General features: G+C 58.9%; 13 protein-coding genes and 1 tRNA gene. 4 read left to right on the plus strand and 10 right to left on the minus strand.

Features of this window, described 5'->3' with window-relative positions:
• Positions 1 to 397 precede the first annotated feature (397 nt).
• From HSR122_RS06875 to HSR122_RS06895, 5 genes are all read right to left on the minus strand, one after another.
• Positions 398 to 4,234 carry a hypothetical protein gene (locus HSR122_RS06875; protein WP_229112049.1) on the minus strand — a complete coding sequence of 1,279 codons (3,837 nt, stop codon included), beginning with the start codon at positions 4,232 to 4,234 and terminating at the stop codon, positions 398 to 400.
• On the minus strand, positions 4,231 to 4,857 hold the full coding sequence (locus HSR122_RS06880; protein ID WP_229112050.1) for a BREX protein BrxB domain-containing protein: 627 nt from the start codon (positions 4,855 to 4,857) through the stop codon (positions 4,231 to 4,233). The genes HSR122_RS06875 and HSR122_RS06880 overlap by 4 nt, the downstream gene beginning before the upstream one ends.
• Positions 4,854 to 8,600, minus strand: coding sequence for a hypothetical protein (locus HSR122_RS06885; protein ID WP_229112051.1), 3,747 nt, complete (start codon positions 8,598 to 8,600; stop codon positions 4,854 to 4,856). The genes HSR122_RS06880 and HSR122_RS06885 overlap by 4 nt, the downstream gene beginning before the upstream one ends.
• Positions 8,600 to 9,439 carry a BrxA family protein gene (locus tag HSR122_RS06890; RefSeq protein WP_229112052.1) on the minus strand — a complete coding sequence of 280 codons (840 nt, stop codon included), beginning with the start codon at positions 9,437 to 9,439 and terminating at the stop codon, positions 8,600 to 8,602. The genes HSR122_RS06885 and HSR122_RS06890 overlap by 1 nt, the downstream gene beginning before the upstream one ends.
• 303 nt (positions 9,440 to 9,742) lie before the next feature.
• Positions 9,743 to 9,815, minus strand: a tRNA-Arg gene (locus HSR122_RS06895).
• Between the two features lie 83 nt (positions 9,816 to 9,898).
• Here HSR122_RS06895 and HSR122_RS06900 point away from each other — a divergent pair.
• Positions 9,899 to 10,972 (plus strand): S1C family serine protease, encoded by a 1,074-nt coding sequence (locus HSR122_RS06900; RefSeq protein WP_229112053.1) that lies wholly within the window; start codon positions 9,899 to 9,901, stop codon positions 10,970 to 10,972.
• 67 nt (positions 10,973 to 11,039) lie between these two features.
• Here the strand turns inward: HSR122_RS06900 and HSR122_RS06905 are convergent, their stop codons facing one another.
• From HSR122_RS06905 to HSR122_RS06925, 5 genes are all read right to left on the minus strand, one after another.
• The gene (locus HSR122_RS06905) at positions 11,040 to 12,383 is read right to left on the minus strand and encodes a sodium:calcium antiporter (protein ID WP_229112054.1); all 1,344 of its coding nucleotides are present in this window, start codon (positions 12,381 to 12,383) and stop codon (positions 11,040 to 11,042) included.
• A gap of 211 nt (positions 12,384 to 12,594) precedes the next feature.
• A complete protein-coding gene (locus HSR122_RS06910; RefSeq protein ID WP_229112055.1) occupies positions 12,595 to 12,789 on the minus strand; it encodes an HVO_2922 family protein in 195 nt (64 codons plus the stop codon).
• Positions 12,790 to 13,000: 211 nt separating this feature from the next.
• Positions 13,001 to 13,537, minus strand: a complete 537-nt coding sequence (gene dpsA / locus HSR122_RS06915) for a DNA starvation/stationary phase protection protein DpsA (protein WP_229112056.1) — start codon at positions 13,535 to 13,537, stop codon at positions 13,001 to 13,003.
• 303 nt (positions 13,538 to 13,840) lie between these two features.
• Positions 13,841 to 14,062: a hypothetical protein gene (locus HSR122_RS06920; RefSeq protein WP_229112057.1), complete on the minus strand. Its 222-nt coding sequence runs from the start codon at positions 14,060 to 14,062 to the stop codon at positions 13,841 to 13,843.
• 324 nt (positions 14,063 to 14,386) lie between these two features.
• Positions 14,387 to 15,208, minus strand: a complete 822-nt coding sequence (locus HSR122_RS06925; protein WP_229112058.1) for an alpha/beta hydrolase — start codon at positions 15,206 to 15,208, stop codon at positions 14,387 to 14,389.
• 276 nt (positions 15,209 to 15,484) lie between these two features.
• Between HSR122_RS06925 and HSR122_RS06930 the strand changes: the two genes are divergently transcribed.
• From HSR122_RS06930 to HSR122_RS06940, 3 genes are all read left to right on the plus strand, one after another.
• Positions 15,485 to 17,320, plus strand: coding sequence for an ABC transporter substrate-binding protein (locus tag HSR122_RS06930; RefSeq protein WP_229112059.1), 1,836 nt, complete (start codon positions 15,485 to 15,487; stop codon positions 17,318 to 17,320).
• A gap of 238 nt (positions 17,321 to 17,558) precedes the next feature.
• On the plus strand, positions 17,559 to 18,647 hold the full coding sequence (locus tag HSR122_RS06935; protein WP_229112060.1) for an ABC transporter permease: 1,089 nt from the start codon (positions 17,559 to 17,561) through the stop codon (positions 18,645 to 18,647).
• Between the two features lie 2 nt (positions 18,648 to 18,649).
• Positions 18,650 to 20,200 carry an ABC transporter permease gene (locus HSR122_RS06940; protein WP_229112061.1) on the plus strand — a complete coding sequence of 517 codons (1,551 nt, stop codon included), beginning with the start codon at positions 18,650 to 18,652 and terminating at the stop codon, positions 20,198 to 20,200.
• The last annotated feature ends 21 nt before the right edge of the window (positions 20,201 to 20,221 follow it).

Here is a 20,221-nt window from a genome sequence, read left to right on the forward strand (position 1 = left end):
ATACTCTGTGAGGAGCGCTTCGAGTTCTTCGACCGGTTCAATATCAGTCGGGACGACGACCTTTCGTCGTCCCTGCGTTTCAGTTCGGACGCACCCCCATGCTTTCAGCTCGGAAATAACGCGCGACGTATGCCCGGGGCTCCAATCGAGCGAGTCAGCAAGCGACGTAACCGACAGTTCCGAGTCGGCTGTCCCTAAGAGATATGAGAGAAGTTGAAGCTGACTCTTCGACATCATATAGTCTCATTTCACGCAAAGGAATTATAAATAGCTTTCGTGATTTGAGACAGCCAGTCGGATATCTTACTGGTGGCATTATAGAACGAAGTGATTTCTATCATTCCTGGGGTGGAAGGATCTGAGGATGATCTCGCGCAGGGGAAACAGGATTACTGTGCTATTCTTCCTCGATCAGGACAACGCTCCCCGACTCCAACGTATCGAGACGCTCTTGCACATCTCGAATCCGATCCAGTACAGTTTTCGACTCCGACAGGAGTTCGTTCACGCGCTCTTCGCTCGGCCGCTCGTCGGAATCGACGACATCGGTGACTTCGTCGGTCACATCTGTGTTCGGTAATTCGTGTCGTAGTTCTTCGGCAACAGACTGGAGTTCCGCCCAGGCATCGTCATCTGCATCCGGCGGTTTCGGATCTTCAGCCTGCTCGATGAGTTGTCGCACCCGCTGTTTCGTTGGCGGTCGAGAAGACGACAGTGCGGTCTCGACGGTTTCCGTTGTCGGTGAGTCCGGATGCTCGTCTCGAAGCTGCCTTCCAGCTTCCTGCAACTGCGACCAGAGACTGTCACCGTCAGTAGCGGCGAACAGTTCTCGGGCGCGCTCGTAGGCCGCTGCCTGTTGATCGACCGTCGTGTCAATCAATGTCGCTTCCGTCACCTGTTCTTCTTCCCACGCCATCTCGAACACCGCTTCGAGATCATCGAAGACGAGTTCATCGAACTCCCCCGTCGCCACGTCGAGAATGCTCCGAACCGACGCTTCGTTCGACCGAAGCCAGTCCGTGAGAGCATCACAGACCTCACTCGGGGCAGAAGCGGAGATTGCCTCGCCAGTAATGCGACGGTATTGCGTCGAGAGTTCGTCCACGCGGTGGGTTTCGGCGTCTTGGATTCGAGACTCAACGGTCGCAACGCTGGGGACAGTGCCACTCTCGGCCGTTGTTTCCATACGGGCGGTGATCGAGGCGCTCGGGTACAGTGCCTCCATCGTCCCCAGTTCGTCGGCAAACTGCTCCCACAGCGTTGCCCCCTCGTCCACGATGCCGAAGAGTTTCCGGGCATTTGCGAACGTTTCAGCCTCTTCAAGCGTCTTCTCGAGATCACCGTCAGTATCGAGATCAGCTGTAGAGAGATCCTCACCAGCAAGGGCGGGATCGATCGTCTCTTCGAACGCATCGAGTGTCACGTCGAACTCCCGGGAGACGCCCTTCAGAGTTCGCTTCACCGTCGCACTGTTCTGGGAGACCCACGCACCGAGTTCTGCCAACCATTCGTCTGGCCCATCCCCGGCTGGCTCCTCGTCGAGAACGGCAGTGACGATATCCTTCACCGTCTGTTGGTCGAATATCTCGACGTCGAACCGAACCTGTAACGACGTCAGCCCTCCTTTCGTGCGAACCTGTCGGCCGATCGCAGCCGGATCAGTCACGTATTCGGTGTCCCGTTTGAGGGCGACTGGTTTGTTCGACGTAGCGAGTGTGATGAGTAGGGCTGCAATCGACTTGCGGGGCGTTCCGCGGTAATCGCCGTTCGCCGTCCGCGTTTGCTGGAGTACCGTCTCGACGTCTACTGCCTTCTGCGATTCGTATTTCTCGATGAAATCGTGACACCAGCCCGTGTCAGCTATCTCTCTGTTATTCGTGTCAACGCCGAGCAGTGCGGCATCTGCATCCGAAAGGGGCCACTCGCCACTGCCGCGGAAGAACTGGGCCATCGCCTTCGCGTCGTCTACCTCCACGAGCGGCTGTGTCAACGTCTTTCGGGACGCACCGAAGACCGACTCGATCTGATCTTCGACGACTTGTTCCAGAACGCTGGAACGTGCACCACGCTGGCCGTGGACGGTATAGACGGTTGCGTCATCGAGGATCGTAGCGATGGACGACTCGATTTCACGCCGATCGGCCCGATGTTCGCGCTCGAGTTCCTCGTGAGATTCGGTCTCCGTGTCGAGCACTTTCTCCATCCCGATGAAATTCCGTATCCGATCGACCAGCGTCTCCGGCACGTCGATCGTAATCAGAATGTGCTCACCGGCGTCGTGGTGGTCGTTCGCGTCTTGCCAGATCTCGACTTGCTCGGTCACCGTCTCGGAATCCTCAGCGAGGACGCGAACATTCAGGGAGTCGTATTCGTGCATAGACGTCCGGCCGACGGGCTCGAGAATGGAGTACGCGTATCGGAGCGGAACGAGACGCTGGTCCCCGATATCGACCTCGTGACGGGTCCCGTCGCTGTGGAAGAAGTCGTCGTTCTCCCGTAATCGCGTTTCCAGCCATGCTGACAGCTGATGGGGCGAGATCTCGCCAGCTTTGTCCTGAGCGCGGCTGAGAATGCTCTCTTGCTCTTCGGAGACGATCGTGTAGACCTCGTCTCCCTGATCAGTCGTTTCGGTGAGGACCTTCTGCTTCTTCACGAGCGTCTCCAGACCGGATTGCGTTTCTTCGACGACGTCATCGAGAGACGTCGATACGTCGTCGATCATTAACCGGGCGAGGTTTTCCGGAGTCGATGGGACGCCACCAGCCTGGTTCAGCAGATAGAGCGCTTTCGAGAGACGTACCTCCCAGACGTCTTCGCCACCGTCAAACGTCGGAATCAGCGTATTGTCGATCATCTCCTGAACCCACAACGGCACGTAGGTCGTCTCTTCGACTAGGAGATCGAACAGGACGTCCCACGGGACGATCCGACCGGCTTCCTTCGACGACCAGCTGAACTTGGTGAACAGCGACCGGACCAGCACGAGCAGTGCCCGGCCCTGAATGTAGTCTCTATCGGTGGTCCGACCCTGGGTGATGAGCGTCTGCATCACCGATCGGAGCAGTGTGAGATCGTATTCCCGGAACGGGTATGACTCGACGGGATCAGGATCGGCACTGGCGACCGAAGCGTACGTCTCAAGTGAGAGATCCGGCATCGACTGCAAGAGCGACGTGACAGTGTCCTCGCCGTCAGGCGTCGATTTCTGGAGCCAACGCTTTCGAACGATGATTTCCGTGTCCGCGCCTTCGAGGCGAACTTGCTGATGGGTCCAGTGATCCGCCGGTGGCTCACCGATGAGTTGCTGGCGCGTATCCGGAAGCGAGTACTGCCCCGTCGTGACGACGACCGGATTCGGTCCACGTTGCAGCGCCTCCATCGTTTCTTCGAACTCCCGGTATCTGTGACTGCTGTCACCGACGAACAGCGCGACCTCGTCGAGGCCGAGCAACAGTTCCGTTCGTGTACTGCCGTCGTTGAGTGCATTAGTCGCCGTCTCGACACGGGAAACGAGTTCGTCGGCGTCGAATGACTCCGGTTCGACATCGTCTTCTGCGGCCTCGATAGAGGCCTTCACTCCCTCTCGGGTGTCCAGTTCCGTCCCGGTCGTTTCGGCCATTGCCGGCAACGCCTCGTACAGCCAACTGCGGAGGGACGCACGCTCGTTGTGCACGTCTTCGAACGTCTTCCCCTGATGCTCGAACTCTTGGAGCGCGTCCCAGACACCGTCGTACTCCATATCGAGCGTCCACGCCCATTCAAGCAACCAGTTCGGGTCGGTTCGATATCCCAATTCACGACCGATAGCCTCGAAGATCATGAACGGCAACGGCGGCTCTTTCGAGGCATCCCGGTCGAGCAAATTGAGGAAAACCGGCTTCAAACGATCGACGTGAGAGTCCCTGATGGCGCGTTGGAGTTCGTCGAAGCCCGGCCACTGGTCGGCGAGTTGATCCCCGAGATATGCGAATTCCGAGTCGTCGTCGGCGAGGAAGCCGACGAGTTTCAGAAGGTGTGTCTTCCCCGATCCAAACGTTGCATGCATGTAGAGGAAGCGTTCGGCTTCGCTCGGATGGGTTTCGACGACGTCGCCGAGCTCCTCAAGAACCCGTTTCGCACTGTCGGTTTCATAGAACTCTCTGACGTCAGTCTCGGCTCGTTCACGGGCGTTGACCTTCTGTACCTCTTCGAGTGGTCGCGTCGGATCGCTATGAAAGAGATCACTGATTGTCATCGTTGGAGATGCACCTCCCGGATCGGACTATTGATCTGATGGGCTGGGTAGTAGTGTCGTGACGGGCCGCCGAAGAAGCTCAATTTCCCGCCGACAACGTCACCCGGGAAGGGAATACCGATGGTGGACTTGACGTTTCGCCGGTCGAGTTCGTCGAGGAGTTCTGACGCACGACTGAAGGGGTACAGGCTTCCGAGGTTAAGCAGGAGCAGTACGTGACTCTGTGTCTTCACCTTCTCTTCGGCGACCGCCTCTTCGAGTATTTGTTGGACGAGTTCCGCGGCAAGGCGGTCTTGCATCGTCTCCTCGATGCGTTCTCCGGCGGAGACCTCATCCTCGAACTCGGAAAGCGGTTCACCGAGATCGACGAGAAGTTTGTACACGTCAGTCTTGGGGAGCAATTCGTCGAGCCAGATCGGTTGGACGGTCACGCCGTCGGGAATCGCTGGTGCTTCGGCCGGAGTGGTTGCCCAGGCTTCCAGACGCTTTGCTGTCCGGTGTTCGACTGCGGGATCGACAGCGGCAATGACGAACGGGTTCCGAATCCCACGCTGACCACGGGCGAAGGTACACAGCTTCTCCTTGAACGAGCGATACGGTGACGCACTCGTCGTTTCGCTCATCGAATGATCACCCCCTCATCGACGTCACTGATATCGAGTTCACCGTCTTCTACGAGACGTTGGAGACGTTGGTTCAGTTTCTGACGGTCGTCGGGAACGATCCCGATCCGATCGACATCTGACGGCCCACGAGTCTCGACTATCGAAGAAAGGGTGTCGAGTCGGGTCGCTAACTCCTGGGGATCCGGTTCGACGGCCATTTCGAGCGATTCCAGATCCGAGATCGTATCAGCAGCGTCGATGAACCCTTCTGCGCCGCCATCACCACCGAGCGTCGTGATCGCGGAATCGATCGACTGGTACCACTGCTTGCACTGGCGCATCGGTGTGATATACGTTTCTTCGAAGGCTCTATGGACGCCAGCCGGGAGATCGGTCGCCGGTACAATCCACAGATGGTCGTCGATCCGCTCGATCAGATCGGTCAGTTGCTTCTCGTCCGTGAACGACGCCCACGCCCGTTCGAGTTCGGGAAGCGGATCTGGAACGAATTGCTCGGAGAACGTACTCCAACCATCCGTCGTCCACCAGTCACCATCATAGGTCACAATTGCACTCCTGCGTTCTTCGAGCGCTTGTTGTGCCTGCTCGTCGATCCAGTCAAATTCCCGCTCTCCGATCACCAGCAGCGCATCGAGACGGTGAAGGGTAGACAGTCGGCGATTCCATACGTCGGTTACCTCGGCAAGCCACTCATCCGTGGCGTTCGTCTGCTCGATCACGTCCTCGATCCCATCTCCTTGGGACTTCACTGTCGTTAGGCGATCTTCCGTTGCCGCGATGCGATCGTCTAAATTCGTAGCGAACGCTTCCAGCAACTCTGTGACGACCGCCGTTTGCACGTCGGTATCGGCAACTAGAGTTACGTCTTCGCGGAGGCCACTGAGCTTCGCGTTAATTCGCTGATTGGCTTCCTGAAGGTGAATCAGTCCGTCAGCGACGGTTTCGGTCGTCTCCTTGAAACCGCCATCCTCCAGAAGTTTCCCGAGCGGTTTGCGTGGGAGGAGTTTGAGCATCGTCGTCGCTACATTGTCGAGATCGAGTACGGCCTCATCTTCGAGGGTGTTCCCGTTTTCGTCGATCGGAAGTAGCCGTCCGTTTCGGCAGAACCCCCAGATGATCGCACAGAGAGCAGGCCGGGCGTCATCGTAGAACGGTTTCTCTTCGACGACACCGTCGAGAACAGTGGTCATCTTGAGTCCACTCTCCCGATCCTTCAGCTGTCGCCCAACGAGAGCCATCACGTTTCGCTGGATCGTCTGCTGGCCTTCGCTCGTTTCGTCATTCGATGTAGGCACTTGAATTTTTTGCGCCCACGTCGGGAGCGGCTCCGTACTATCGAGCTCGCGTAATTCTTGGAGTCGCTCCTCGTTGACCTGGAGCATCATCGGGTGGAAATCGTCGGGGTACGAGATATCGACGGCCGTCTGAACTGCGCTCGACAGAGATTCGATATCAGATCGGTCCTTGACCGTGAACGAGCCGCGTCCCATTGCACTCTCCAGTTTGCTCCGGACAGCGTTCGCACGCTGTTCGAGATCCTGGTTGACTGCTGGCGGGGCATCGTGACTAGCGATCGCATCGCGGAGGGCCCACCACTCGATCAAACTGTTGCGCAAGTCCTCGATTCCGTCTGTGTCGATGTCCCAGTAGAGTGTCTCCTCGTCCATTCTCTCTTCAGTAGCATTCGGACGAAGTCCCTGGATCGTCACATCGACATCAAGTCCACCGTCCGTCTCGAGACTCGTTTCGAGACCGATATCGTCAACGCGGAAATGATACGAGACCGGGTATTCATCACCGGACTCACCATATGGCACAGACTCCGGGAGAGAGAGGTCTTGGGTGATCCGCTCCCAGAGGTGTTCATCGAGGGTCGAAAGAATGTCGTCCCAATCTGGGTTCGCTTCGTTTTGCTCTGTCTCCTCGTAGATGGTGCGTTCTTCTTGCGTTGCGAATCGATAGCGGGGACCGCTCTCTTCCTGAGCCGGTCGTATGAATTTCTCGAGTCGATCGAGGGATTCCTCGACACGGTTAGTCGTGCTGATCCAGGACTGCCCGTTGAGATCAGACATGACCGCGACGGCAAGGTTCCCTTCGTTTTGCGGAACGATATCCGGCACGTGTTTTAACAGCAACACTGCCTTTGCAACGCGGAGGTCGAACTCGCGCACGTCGCTATCACTATCGTTGACTGCATCGACGATACCCGTCGTTTCGTCTGTTCCCTCCAAGACGCGCATATCCTGTGGAAGGATCTCCCGAAGCTCGGGCTTGATCAGCTCGAAGAAGTCTACGATCGAGATGAGGTGATCCGCTTCGGACTCATCCACCCATCGCTCGAGCAATCCATGCATCAGCGCGAGGATGGCCCGTGCCGTCCCAGAGAAAATCGATTTTGCAGGATCATTTGCCTCACGACGCAGATTGAACAGGATTTCCAGGAAGAGCGGCGCGTGATAGGGAAGGAACGGATAGTACTTGACGAGTTCTTCGTCATCGATCTCGTCAAGAGGGGGCTTGGTATTCCGTTTGATCTCATTGTAGACCAGCGACTCGGTCGGTTTTACATCGGCGTCGTCGAGGATTCGACGAACCGCGTCGGACCCCTGCTCTGACTTCTGGAAGAGTCGGCGTTTGGCGATCTCACCGACGTGTTTGCTTGGGAGTTGGTATCGGTGAGGGAATCGATCCTTGACGATGCTGAAATCAGCGCCATGTGCCGCAAACTGTGGCTGAACGTCTTCGATTTTTGCCTGTGCGGTTGCGACTAACTGGATATCGCCGTCCCCGATTTCGTCGACGTTCTCTGCAAGCGTCTGAAGTTCGGTCAGTCGCTCGAAATCCGTCCCGATGAAGAGACTCACTTCGTCAAGTAATAATACCAGCTTCACGGGTTCGCCGAGCGCTTCTTCGCGCTCCTGCCGAAGCGCTTCGAGTCTGCTGACGACTTCTGCTGGATCAATATCCGACGGCTGGAGATCAGTGTAGCCATCCCGAGTCCCAGTGACTTCTTCAAATAAGGCAGGCAATACGACGTCGGACAGCGCACTGTACTGTTGGATATCGTTCCAGAGATCGTCTTCGTCCCAATCATACAGCGGAGCGTCAGATGTTACTCCATTGACAACCCTGGCTGCCCGCTCCTGTCGATTCGACCAGTCTTCGGTCGTTCGATACCAGTCCTCGAAATATGCGACATCGAGCTGCGAAGACAATCCCGTCGAGACGTCGTCTGATACTCCTGTCAGTATCGGGTTCTGGTGAGCGTGTCGAAGAACGATCTCACTGAAACTGCGTTGTTTCTGGCCCTGATATTTCAGGAGGTTCATCGAGACAGGGATAACGTGATACGCGGAGTGAACTCGCTCCCATTGGTCACGAAGATCAGCAAGAGCATCCCCCGGCACCCCTTCAGTGGTGAGATCATTCCAGATATCCTCGTATCGGGTTTCAAGCCAGTTCGTATCAAGCAGCCCGTCAAGGACAGTAAGGAGGTGGCTCTTCCCACTCCCGTAGTATCCATAGAGCCAGTAATTCGAGCCGGTTCGCATATCCTCGGACTCACCGAGCAACCGGTCGATGAAGTCCTCCAAGAAGCGTCGGGAGTCCGCAGTTACGTGATACGATTTGATTGCCTGTCGCCGATGTTGATGGTCGCCCGGGGTTTGCTCTTCGCGGTCAATTCGGACAGACTCCTCGAAGTCCTCCGGGAGGTCCTCGAACCAGTTCGCGGTATCCATCACGTTGACTCACCTCCGGTAACCCATCCGTACGTCTCACTGGTTGGCCGAAGTTGGAGACCGCCAGGCAACTCGACAAACTCCCATGCATCCGTCCGTGCCGCTCTGTCGTATAGTTCGTCCCAGCGATCGCTCGGCTGGAACAGATAGAGCAGTCCGATCGGCGACTCAAACCAGTCGTCATCGCCTTCTTCGTAGGCATACCCCATCGAGACAAGAAGAGGAATTGCACCGAGAGAGGGTGGTTGCTGAGCGACCGTCTGTTGCTCCTCGAGAACGCCGATATCTCGCATTACGGATCTAAACCCTTCATACCAGCGTTCGAGGGTAGAGTCGGCGTAATCCAGTGGGGTACCATCAGCGTACTCGAATTGATCGAGAATCGATGCGAGTGTTTCATTCGAGAAGTCAAGCGGGTTCTGCTGATTCGTTGAGAGACGTTGCGCGTACTGATGGACAACGTAGCGAACGAGTGGATCGTCAGCGACGAGATACAGATAGAGGACTTGGGCTTTGTCCCGCGTTGTGCCACACGAAGCTAACACTGCCGGGAGAACACTCGGATTCGGGAGGCTCGAAGGCGCATTTTTGAACCGTGAAGTAAGCACTCGAAAGATCTTCTGTGAACTCCCCCGAGTACTGCGATCCGAACGACGTTCGCCGAACCAGACCTCCTTTACCTCGTTCCAGTTTTCATGGGCTTGATACAGCTGTGCGATCTCTTGGGCCCGATCAACGAGAAGACCACACATTGTCAGATCCATCGTAACCTCCTTAGAAGAGAACCGGTGGGAAAGAGAAGGAAGGTGGATCTGTCCGCCATCTGGGAGCGTGCTCATGCGATAGTGGAATCAACCTATCCACTTTACTATTTGTGGTGGAGAACGGGTCGTGTTCAGATTAGCTGATTCCGGGCCCGTTCGCTCCTCGCAGAACGGGCGTGGCGGGATTCGAACCACGGTCGGACGTGCTCGCTTCGTTGCGCGCGACCACTCTGATTCGAATCCGCGCCATGCCGGCTCGCTCACTACCTTCGCTGCACGGGCGTGGCGGGATTCGAACCGGACCGAGACTCGCTTCGCTCGTCTCGTAGGGTTCGAACTCCGGGGCCCGTTCGCTCGTCGCGTTCGCTCCTCGCAGAACGGGCGTGGCGGGATTCGAACCCGCGATCGAGAGGTTAGGAACCTCTCGCCCTGTCCGCTAGGCCACACGCCCGCACTCAGAGGTCAACTTCGGGACGAAAAAATGCTTGCGCTTGCCCCCGAGCCTTTATCCACGACACGTCCTGAACACAGGGTATGGCAGACGAAACCACGAGACGGGGATTTCTCGGCTCGCTGGCAGCGGGCGCAGGGATCACACTCGCCGGGTGTGCGACCGCCCCTGCAAGCGAGGCGGACGATCTCCCGGGTGACGTCACAGATCTCGAACCGCTGGAGACTCCTGACGATCGCGGCGACCCGTCCCGGTTCACCGACGTCTACCGGGCAGTCAGGGACTCGGTCGCACAGATCCGCGTCCGGACAGGCACGGGCGTCGCCAGTGGTACCGGCTGGGTCTACGATACCGACGGCAGGCTGGTGACCAACGAACACGTCGTCAGAGACGCGACGGACGTGTTCGTCCGGTTTCGAACGGGCGACTGGCGAGAGGCCGATGTCCACGCCGAAGACATCTACAGCGACCTCGCGGTGCTGGTTCCCGAAGCGGTGCCGGACTCGGCGGCTGCGCTCCCGCTCAGGACACAGGACCCACCGATCGGCGAGGAGGTCATGGCGATCGGCAACCCCTTCGGATTTTCCGGGTCGGTCTCCTCGGGAATCGTCAGCGGCCTGAACCGCTCGCTCCCCGCCGCGGGCGGTAGCGGGTTCTCGATCCCGGACGCGATCCAGACCGACGCCCCGGTCAATCCCGGGAACAGTGGCGGCCCACTGGTGGATCTCCGGGGATCGGTCGTCGGCGTGATCAACTCCGGCGGTGGTGACAACATCGGGTTCGCCATCTCGGGGGCGCTCGCCGCGCGAGTCGTCCCCGCGCTGATCGAGACCGGCGAGTACAACCACTCGTATATGGGCATCACACTCAGACCGGTTACGCCAGCAATCGCCGAGAGAGCAAACCTCGAGGCGGCGGAGGGCGTCTATGTCGCCAGTGCGATCGAGGGCGGGCCAGCAGACGGTGTCCTCGAAGAAGGCGACGTCATCAAACGTATGGGTGGCCAGCCGATCCCGACCGAACAGACGCTCTCGACGTTTCTCGCGCTCCGGACGAGCCCGGGCGACACGATCGAGATCGAAGTCGTCCGCGACGGCCGTCGCGAGACGGTCGCGCTCACGCTGGGCGAGCGTCCGGAGCCACAATTGCTGGGGTGATCGACGCCGAACGGCGCGTTACGGCGGTAGCGAGGCGAAATCCCACCGTCCTCGCAGCTGATCCGCGTCAATCCGCGCGTTCCGGCTGTGACGTCCTTATCGCGGCGCGCGTAGTCGATACGGTTCGTCTGAGTAGCCCCCGGACACTCTCGCGTCGGCGGAAAAGGAGACCGACACCGAGGACGACGTACACGGCGGTATAGACATAAAGGATGGCCATACTCACCTCGGTTGCGGCCGGTTCAGCGAACGTCTGGACGACAGCGAACTCGGCGACCACCTGCGTCACGAACAGCCCGAGCAGCGCTATCGCCTCACGGGTGCTGACCTCGAAGTTGGTCAGGATAGCGATAGCGAAAAAGCTCTGGGCGGCGGTGATCCAGATCTCCACGGTCTGCTTCGAGTCGAACGGGAGCGTCCCGACCTGTCCCGCGGAGAGCGAATAGACGACTGCGAGCGTGCCGATAAGGAGCGTCCACTGGTTGATCTTCGAGGAGATGAGCGCGTTGAACCCTGCGGTCGTCCGCGCCTTGTTCACGAGATACGCGACGACGATCAACTCTGGACTTTCCGAAGCAAGGGGTGCGAGCCACTGAATCATGAAGAACTTGGGAACGCCGTACTGGAGGCCGACGTGTTCGAGTCCTTCCGCGAATGGGTGGACCGCGGTGAAGATAATCGCACCCGAGAACGCGAACCCGAAGAGGACCACGAGCACCCGTGGGACCTTCGGGTACTGCTGGAAGTACGCGGGGACGCCGACGTGCTGCTCGGCCTCGTCAATGTCGCCTCGGACGATAATGAGGAGATAGAGGACATAAATCCCGACGAGCACGAGCGAATCGACTGGTCCGATCCCGCCGCTGAGCGGAACCAGGAACGCGACTACTGTCGCAGCCAACAAGAAGACAATTTCCAGGGAGATACCGCGATCGAGTGTGACCACGTCTGCGAGCGTGCCCGGCCGACGTTCGACCGCCGGATCGGACGATCGTACCGCGCGGTAGATACTGAACAGGGCGATGCCCGACCACCCGAGGCCGATGAGAATACGGTTCGCGCCCGTCATGTTTGCGACGGCGAGGTTAGCCGCCTCGCTCGACCCGCCGCCGGCCTGCCAGGCGTACAGCGCGTCAACGGCGTACTCCGGGGCGACGGCGAGAACCGCCAGAACTGCGATAGCGAAGGCTCTCGGGACGTCTTTCTCGGCTGTCTCGGCGGCCCACGCGAGCAGGAACGCGGCTCCGAGAATGGCCCCCCCACCGACGATGACAGCCAGTCCTGCAGCGATGTTCTCGCCCGGATGGACCGTACCATAGCCACCGTGGGAGAGAAAGGTCCCGATCCAGGGTACTGTCAGCAACACCGTCGCGGTGACCGCAATGAGTGGGTGACGCAATCGGGATGACATTGAGTTGTGCGTCAGCAGAACGCCTCGACGTAAAAATTACAAGATATCACCGTACCCCCCGAAATCTGGTTATATAGCCCTTGAATCGCCAGAATGCTGCTTCTGGCGACTGTTCGAAGAGGCGCGGCTCTGAGGCTCTCAGCTCCGGAGACTCGGCGGTATCGACGAGAGAAGCGGTACGTGTCGCGTCAGGACGATGCGTGGGCTACTATCACTCGTCCGTCACAAACTGAACATCCGCATCGGCTGCACTTCGTTTCACACTGTCGATGCCGCGCTGCACGCCTTGTTTCGATTGATACCCTTCGCCGCTGTCGGCGATGATGTTCCCGTTGCTGGCGACGAGGCGCCATCGCCACTCGCCAGCGTTGTCGCGGAAGACCTCGAATGTGGCCGTGCGAGACATATACTACACACTGGTGGAAGAGAGTCTTAAAACAACGGACTGGGTCCCGACATTGCGTCTCCCGATCTTTTGGGGCGTTCGCCGTGCTCGGTCGCACAGGCCCGACCGAGAGCGTCCCTCGTGCCGGACGCTCGCTCGCCCGCGTTAATCGCTTGCCGTCTCACGACTCATGCCGCTCGTCCGCTCGGCGCGTTGCCGACCGACGTGCTGATCACTCGCTGACGACCAGCGTGTCGTCTTCGAGGTAGTGGTCGAGGTGGTGGGCGTCTTCTTCCACTTCGACGAGGATCTGCCGGAGGACCTCGGCGGTCGCGTGGTCACCGAGGTTGGTCGCGAGGTCGACGTGATCGCGGAGACTCTCGATGATCTCGCCGTAGATCTCCAGGTCGTTCTCCAGGGACGTCCGGATGTCGTAGACGTCCTCGCCCTCGGGTTCGACCGGCGCGTGTTCTTCGAGGCTCTTCCCGCTCGCGATCGGCGTGCCACCGATAGCCTGCAGTCGTTCGGCGAGTTCGTCGGCAGCCTCTTCGGCACGTCCGGCGGCCTCGCCGAGGTACTCGTGTACGTCGTGGAACTCCGCGCCCTCGACGTTCCAGTGGTGCTTCTTGAGCTGGTGATACAGGACGTACGTCGAAGCGAGGTCGGTGTTCAGCGCCTCGACGATCTGCTCGGCTTTCCCCTGCTCGAGACGAAGCCGGTTCTCCTCGACGGTGCCTGCCTGCTGGCGGATCTCCCTCTGAGTGCTCATTGCAATCACCGATACGAACGCGATCCCCATATAGTTTCTCAATCCGGAAATGTATTTCTGAAAAGCAAAACAAGAGTTCGATATGGCGGAAACATTTGCGGCAGTCTGTGACGATCCGGGCGTCGTCATTGTCGTCACAGTGTAACTGTCATTGCCTGACGATCGATCAGCTACGAACCGATCGGCAAGGTCTCGACGCCGTTCGACAGCGCCGAAGGAATGCCGATCCAGCCGCCGGTGGCCGACGACGACAGCCGCGAGTACGCCGACGATCGGTTCGTCTAGGAAAACAGCGATCCGCAGTTATTCGAGGCCGAGGTCCGCGAGCGAGTGAGTATGCTGCCAGGCCCCGGTGACCTCGTCGACGTCGAACTCGAGGACGCCGTCAGTCAGGCGGAGTCGAACTGTCTCGTCGCCGATCTCGGCGTCGTGCAGGTGCAATTCGAGGGGCTGATCGAACTCGCTGACCGCGACCATCAGCTCACCGTTCTGTTCGAGCATCTCTTGGAGATCTTCGGATTCCATGGTTCGGATATATGCTTTGTTCGGCCCCGGCAAAAGCGTTCCTCTCCCATCAGTGTTTTTGGCAGGCCTAAAAAGAGGCAGAACCCGCCCGTTCTGTAACCCCTTTACCTGCGACTCCACTGAGGTCAACTGTATGCAAGTCAAAGCGTACCACCAATGTCAGCACTGCGGGCAGGAACTGGACAGCCCGACCGTCTATCGACGGCACGCCCTGTGTGAGTCCTGTACATAGACGACCTGAACAGGCGATTACGATTCTCAACCGGCGGTCTCGGGCTACCAGAGTCACCAGCGGGTCATCTACGCTGTCGCGATCACGATTCACTACTCGAGCAGAAACCGGATCGCGTCGGGAAACCGATCGGCCCACGCCGACTCGTGGTGAGTCGCGCCCTCGTCGTAGACGTACCGGAGTCGCTCGTCGTACCCCATCGTTTCCAGGGTTTCGACCAGCCGTTCGGCACCGCTCTCGAACGCGGCTGACCGGCCGGAGTCGTCCGGGAACTCGTCGCCGCCGACGTCGACGTAGACGCGACCGTCGACGTACCCGGCGTCTTCGATGAACTCGAAAATTTCGTGCCAGGGCCCGCCGACGGCCGGACTCATCGCGCCGACGAACGCGAACGCCTCCGGATCCCGAAAGAACGAATAGAGGCTGATCAGTCCGCCCATCGAGGAACCGAATACACCGCGTACCTCCGAGACACGAACCGTCGATTCGACGGCCGGTCGGACGGTTTCGAGTAGCCAGTCCGCGTGGGCGTCTCCAAGCGGTTCCACGTCGTCGGGCAGGTTGACGTCGTCCGGTGCTTCAGTGTGGTCGTAGAACGGCGCGTACTCGATCGGTCGCTGTTCCCCTGCGTTCGGGATTCCGACGACGATCGCTTCGATCCCCTCGGCCGCCAGCCGTTCCATCGTCTCGTCGACGCGCCACTCGCCGTCGTAGCTGGTCTCCCTGTCGAAGAGGTTCTGTCCGTCGTGCATGTACACGATCGGATACGTGTCGTCGCTGTCCTCGTAGCTCGGTGGAAGATATACCAGCAGTTCCCGTTCGAGATCGAAGTAGTCCGCTTCGATCGGCTCGGAGACGCGCACATCCCCGACGACGGTACTTCGGGGTTCGCCCTCGTATGGCTTCCAAGACACGCCCATGTGACTCCCATAGTATAGCCTGTTGCTAATACTATCGACCGTGCCACTTGATGCCGGCGGAGAAAGGAAGGGAGTTCCCGGTATCGGACGGAAATCAAATATTTCTGTGATCAGCAAACGCCGGAACCGTCGCCTCTTTATCAACAATTTGGGTCACACTCGGTTTGTGCAATAAAAAGAATCACACATCGATTATCCCGAATTTTTCTCTACACCGTCATACGAAATAGCGGTACTTTTAAACCTCGGCCTGCTAATTGGTCACACAGGATGTCCGAAGACGACCAGATGAAGCGACGACGATTCCTGCAGGCGACCGGTGCATCCGCCCTGACTGTGGGACTCGCCGGTTGCAGTGGCGGTGGCAACGGTAACGGCAACGGCAACGGCAACGGCAACGGTACTGAAACCCCGGGCTCCGATGTGTCGTACCCGTACGGGGCCAACGAGATCCGCATAGGCGAGGCCAAGGCCGTGATGGAAGAGGCGGGATACGGTCCCGACAACCGGTTCGAACTGGATTGGCTCCAGTATGTCAGCCCTGCGTGGGGAGAGATCGCGGAGACGGTCCGTGGCCGCCTGGAACAGGCCTATATCGACATGAACACCAGCGAGGCCGACTTCGGGCAACTGCTCGACAAAACCGAGAACGGCGACATGCAGGCGTTTACGCTCGGCTGGGTCGCCGACTACCCGGGTGCGCGCAATTTCCTGCAGTTGGTCGATCCCGAAAACACCATTTACGACGCCGAAGGGATCTCACCTAACGGTGCTCGACTGTTCTGGTCGGAGGACGCCTACACCGACACTGACGTCCGCGACAGCATGACCGAACAGTTCGATCGCATCCAGAACAACCCCGAAAACACCGATGAGGCTCAATCGACCCGCGCGGACGCGACCAGAAAGATGGAGGAACTCATCTGGGAATCCGCCGCGATGCTGCCGATCTACCACAGCGTCGAGGACAGCTACTGGTACGACCGGGTCGACTACAACCCACCGGGCGGCATGGGCGGCTCCCGGGCGAAAGCCAGCAACTCGGTTCGGGGCATCGAGGGCAGCGATACGCTGAACGGCACGTCAGTGACGCTCAACTCGCTGGATCCGATCGCGTCGGGCAACACCTCCAGTGGCAACAAGGTCATGGACCTGTTCGACGCGCCGATGAACTACGTCAACGGGACCACCGAGGTCGAACCCCTCATCGTCGAGGACTACACCGTCAGCGAGGACCTCACCGAGTACGAGTTTACCCTCAAGGAAGGTATCCAGTTCCACGGCGACTACGGTGAAGTCACCGCTGACGACGTCGTCTACTCCATCCGGCGACTCGTCGAATCGCCCAACTCCACGAACACGTACTTCCCGATCAGCGTTCTGAACATCGACCGCGAGGAAGACGACGATGGCAACGTCGTGCCCGGTTCGACCGCCGTCGAAGCCACCGGCGATTACACGTTCACGGTAACGCTGCGAAACGCGTTCGGCTTCACGCTGGAAGTGCTGGCGTATTCGGCGTTCTCGGTGGTTCCGGAAGGAATCGTCGGGGACATCGACGGCTACGAGGGCGAGATGGAGTGGTCGGAATTCTCGAGCAACCCCGTCGGCTGTGGCCCGTTCGTCTTCGAAGAGTGGCAGTCCGGGGTCGGCGGCGAGTTCCGCGCGTCGGCGTTCGCAGACTATCACGACGGCGAGCCGGCGGTCGGCAACCTCAGCTACACGATCCTCTCCGACCCCAACTCCATCTACAACCGTTTCGTCAACGGCAACGCCGACGTGTCGGGGATCCCGACTTCCCAGTACGACCAGAGCCTGGTCTCGATCGAAGAGGAAGACGGTGTGACCCAGCTCGGCACCTACGGCCCCATCGGCAACGACAAGACCGTCAACATGGCCCGAACGCCGACGATCGACACCTTCTACATCGCGTTCAACATGGAAGAAGTCCCCAAAGCCGTCCGTCAGGCGATGGCGTACGTCATCACCCGCGATGACTTCGTCAGCAACGTTTTCAAAGGCCGCGGGGAATCGGCTTTCCACCTGACGCCCCCGCAGGTCTTCCCCGGTGGCGCCGAAGGATACCGGAACCACTGGCAAGAGTAACGGCGCCCGGATCAATATAGTTAAATCTCCCCCTCCGCATTTCTCGGGTGTGCTCGCGTACCATGTCTCCGATTTATAAGACTGACCGTTGCCCGGATCTGGTGCGTGCCGGATCACGAGGGGATACCGTCTTCCCAGGTGGACCGAGTTCGATGTCGCGGTCCCGTCGGGCGGCAGATTTCGATCTCTCTCGGAATTCGCTTGACGCTCCGCCCGATCCAGGGCAGGTGATCGGCAGATGAATCGTTCGCTTTACCTCGTCAAACGCCTGCTGTTGGCGATTCCCGTAATGCTGTTCGGGTTGACCCTGTCGTTTCTGATTCTCTACTTGGGGCCGATCGACCCGGTGGGAACGATCCTCGGCCGGGATGCGACTCCGACGGATATCCGTCAACTCCGGATCCAGCTCAATATCATCTACCCGAACGGTGAGCGGGTACCGCTTTGGGACCAGTATTACAGGGTTATCCGCGACCTGGTCACGTTCCAGTTCGGCGACTCGTGGACGATCAAGCGACAGGTGCCAGTCACTGAACTCATCCTCGGCCGGATGGCCCCGACCATCTGGCTCGGGTTCTGGTCAGTGATGATCGCACTGATCGTCGGGATCCCGCTCGGTCTGTACGCTGGCCTGCGGGCGAATACCTATCGCGACTACGCGTCGTCCGGGTTCGGTATCATCTGGCGTGCCATGCCGAACTTCTGGCTCGCAGTAATTCTCGCCGGGCTGATTTCGGCCGGTGGGGCCCTCGACTGGTATCGGACTTTCCTCGTCGAAACCCCGGTCGGCGGAACACCGGACGCCGTTCGGAACCTCTTTACCGTCCATCCTGTCTTCGAGGGGATCCCGATACTCGAAGCAGTCGGGATCCCAGTCCCGAACATCGTTCCGATGGCGATCGCGTTCAAGTGGATCCTACCGGGTGCACTGGTCCTAGGGTCGTCGTCGATGGGCAACGAGGTTCGAATCGGTCGAACGGCTGTCCTAGAGAGTATCAATTCCAAGTACGTCGAAACCGCCAAAGCTAAAGGGGTGTCGTCACGACGGATCGTCCTCAAGCACGTCGGACGCAACGCGGTCATCCCGCTGCTGCCGGTTATCATGGGCGAGTTCTATCTGCTGATCGGCGGTTCCGTCCTCGTCGAACAGGTGTTCGGGATCAACGGACTCGGTAACCTGTTCTTCAGGGCGGTTCTCGGCCCGGACATCCCGCTGGTGATGGCGCTGATATTCATCTTCATTATCATTCAGATAGCGTTCAATATCACGCAAGACCTGCTGTACACCTACATCGATCCCCGAATTAGCCTCGAGGATACCGAATAACCATGTCTGATATGACCGACACCGGATCAATCCGGAAAGAACTCACACAACGTGACGAACTGTCGTTGTACACGCGCATCGCGAGCGACCCGAAACCGTTCCTCCGGTGGGCTGTCCCGATGCTCGTGCTCATCGCTGTCGAATTCCCGACCTACGCGGGAATCGCGGTCGGGACACTGGACGCAGCAGTCATTGCAGTCACAGGTCTCCTTGAGGTTCTCCTGGGGCTGATTTCGACGGGACTCGCACAGTCGGTCGCCGGCGCGCAGAACGCTGCCGTCGGAGTGCTTCGCGATGCCGGCGGATTCGTCGACGGGCTCCCCCACCTGTTCAGTCGCGAAGTGATCCCGAATCAGGGATACAAAGCGGGGCCGAACGGACCATGGAAGGGTACGTTCCTCGGACTTGAACCAGCATACGCGTGGGCACTTCGGGCGTTGCTCATTGTCGCGTATGCCCTGCTCACGTCCTACTGGGTGTTTCAGGGCTGGGTCGTCTATCGCGCCCACTACCGCGAGGCGGACTGGACGCCGACTGACGATATCGTCGACAACCTCAGGAACCACCAGTGGGGAAAATTCGGACTGCTGGTTCTGGTGCTATTTCTGACGATGGCAGTGTTCGGATCTGCGCTCGGACCGACGACAGTCGAGCAGAACATCATGAGTCCCTACAGCGACAAGATACAGTATTTCAACGGGGAAACCGGAACGGTCGATGACATCTATCCCGGTCAGGCAAACTTCAACTCCAAGTCGAAAGGGTCCGCCGAGTTCAACGTCGGGCCGATGTCATATGACGATTATGGACGATTCCATCCGTTCGGGACGCTCACGAACGGTCGTGACCTGTTTACCTTTATGATGGGGGGTGCCCGGATCACATTGATGGTCGCGGGCATCGCGATCGGCGGCGCGGCACTCGTCGCGGCACTACTGTCGATGATATCGGCGTACTACGGTGGATCGGTCGATCTGGCCGTTCTGACGACTGCTGACGGCGTCGTCTCGATTCCCAGGTTGCTACTGTTGATCTTGATCAGCGCCGTCTTCGCAAATCACTGGCTCGGAAACGTCCTCAATGGCGGGTTCTTGCTGGCGCTCATCTTCGCGTTCACCACGTGGCCGTTCCTGTGGCGTGCAGTCCGTGGTCCGGCGTTGCAGGTCGCACAAGAGGAGTGGATACTCGCGGCGAAGAGCTACGGGCAACAGCCGCGAAAAATAATGCGCAAGCATATGTTTCCCTACATCGTCGGGTATCTGCTCGTCTACGCATCGATGTCGGCTGGTGGCATCATCATCGGTCTCGCAGCGCTTTCGTTCCTCGGCAACGGACTGGGGATCTCACCCCCAACACCGGCCTGGGGACGCGCGATTTCGATGGGTCAGGATTACGTGTCGAGTCCGTCGTGGCATATTTCCATGATACCGGGACTGATGATCGTGCTACTGGTAACGGGCCTGAACGCACTCGGTGACGGAATCCGAGACGCGATCGATCCCGAGGCTGGGAGCACAGAGGGCGAAGAGGCCGCAGCAGGAGGTGGCGGATGATGTCATCGGACAAATCTATCA

Origin of the sequence: Halapricum desulfuricans (assembly GCF_017094525.1) — an archaeon.
Classification (GTDB): Archaea; Halobacteriota; Halobacteria; order Halobacteriales; family Haloarculaceae; genus Halapricum; species Halapricum desulfuricans.

Coding starts and splice junctions, on each gene's coding strand:
- HSR122_RS06875 (WP_229112049.1), bottom strand. CDS start 4,234: ATGACAATCAGTGATCTCTTTCATAGCGATCCGACGCGACCACTCGAA.
- HSR122_RS06880 (WP_229112050.1), bottom strand. CDS start 4,857: ATGAGCGAAACGACGAGTGCGTCACCGTATCGCTCGTTCAAGGAGAAG.
- HSR122_RS06885 (WP_229112051.1), bottom strand. CDS start 8,600: ATGGATACCGCGAACTGGTTCGAGGACCTCCCGGAGGACTTCGAGGAG.
- HSR122_RS06890 (WP_229112052.1), bottom strand. CDS start 9,439: ATGAGCACGCTCCCAGATGGCGGACAGATCCACCTTCCTTCTCTTTCC.
- HSR122_RS06900 (WP_229112053.1), top strand. CDS start 9,899: ATGGCAGACGAAACCACGAGACGGGGATTTCTCGGCTCGCTGGCAGCG.
- HSR122_RS06905 (WP_229112054.1), bottom strand. CDS start 12,383: ATGTCATCCCGATTGCGTCACCCACTCATTGCGGTCACCGCGACGGTG.
- HSR122_RS06910 (WP_229112055.1), bottom strand. CDS start 12,789: ATGTCTCGCACGGCCACATTCGAGGTCTTCCGCGACAACGCTGGCGAG.
- dpsA (WP_229112056.1), bottom strand. CDS start 13,537: ATGAGCACTCAGAGGGAGATCCGCCAGCAGGCAGGCACCGTCGAGGAG.
- HSR122_RS06920 (WP_229112057.1), bottom strand. CDS start 14,062: ATGGAATCCGAAGATCTCCAAGAGATGCTCGAACAGAACGGTGAGCTG.
- HSR122_RS06930 (WP_229112059.1), top strand. CDS start 15,485: ATGTCCGAAGACGACCAGATGAAGCGACGACGATTCCTGCAGGCGACC.
- HSR122_RS06935 (WP_229112060.1), top strand. CDS start 17,559: ATGAATCGTTCGCTTTACCTCGTCAAACGCCTGCTGTTGGCGATTCCC.
- HSR122_RS06940 (WP_229112061.1), top strand. CDS start 18,650: ATGTCTGATATGACCGACACCGGATCAATCCGGAAAGAACTCACACAA.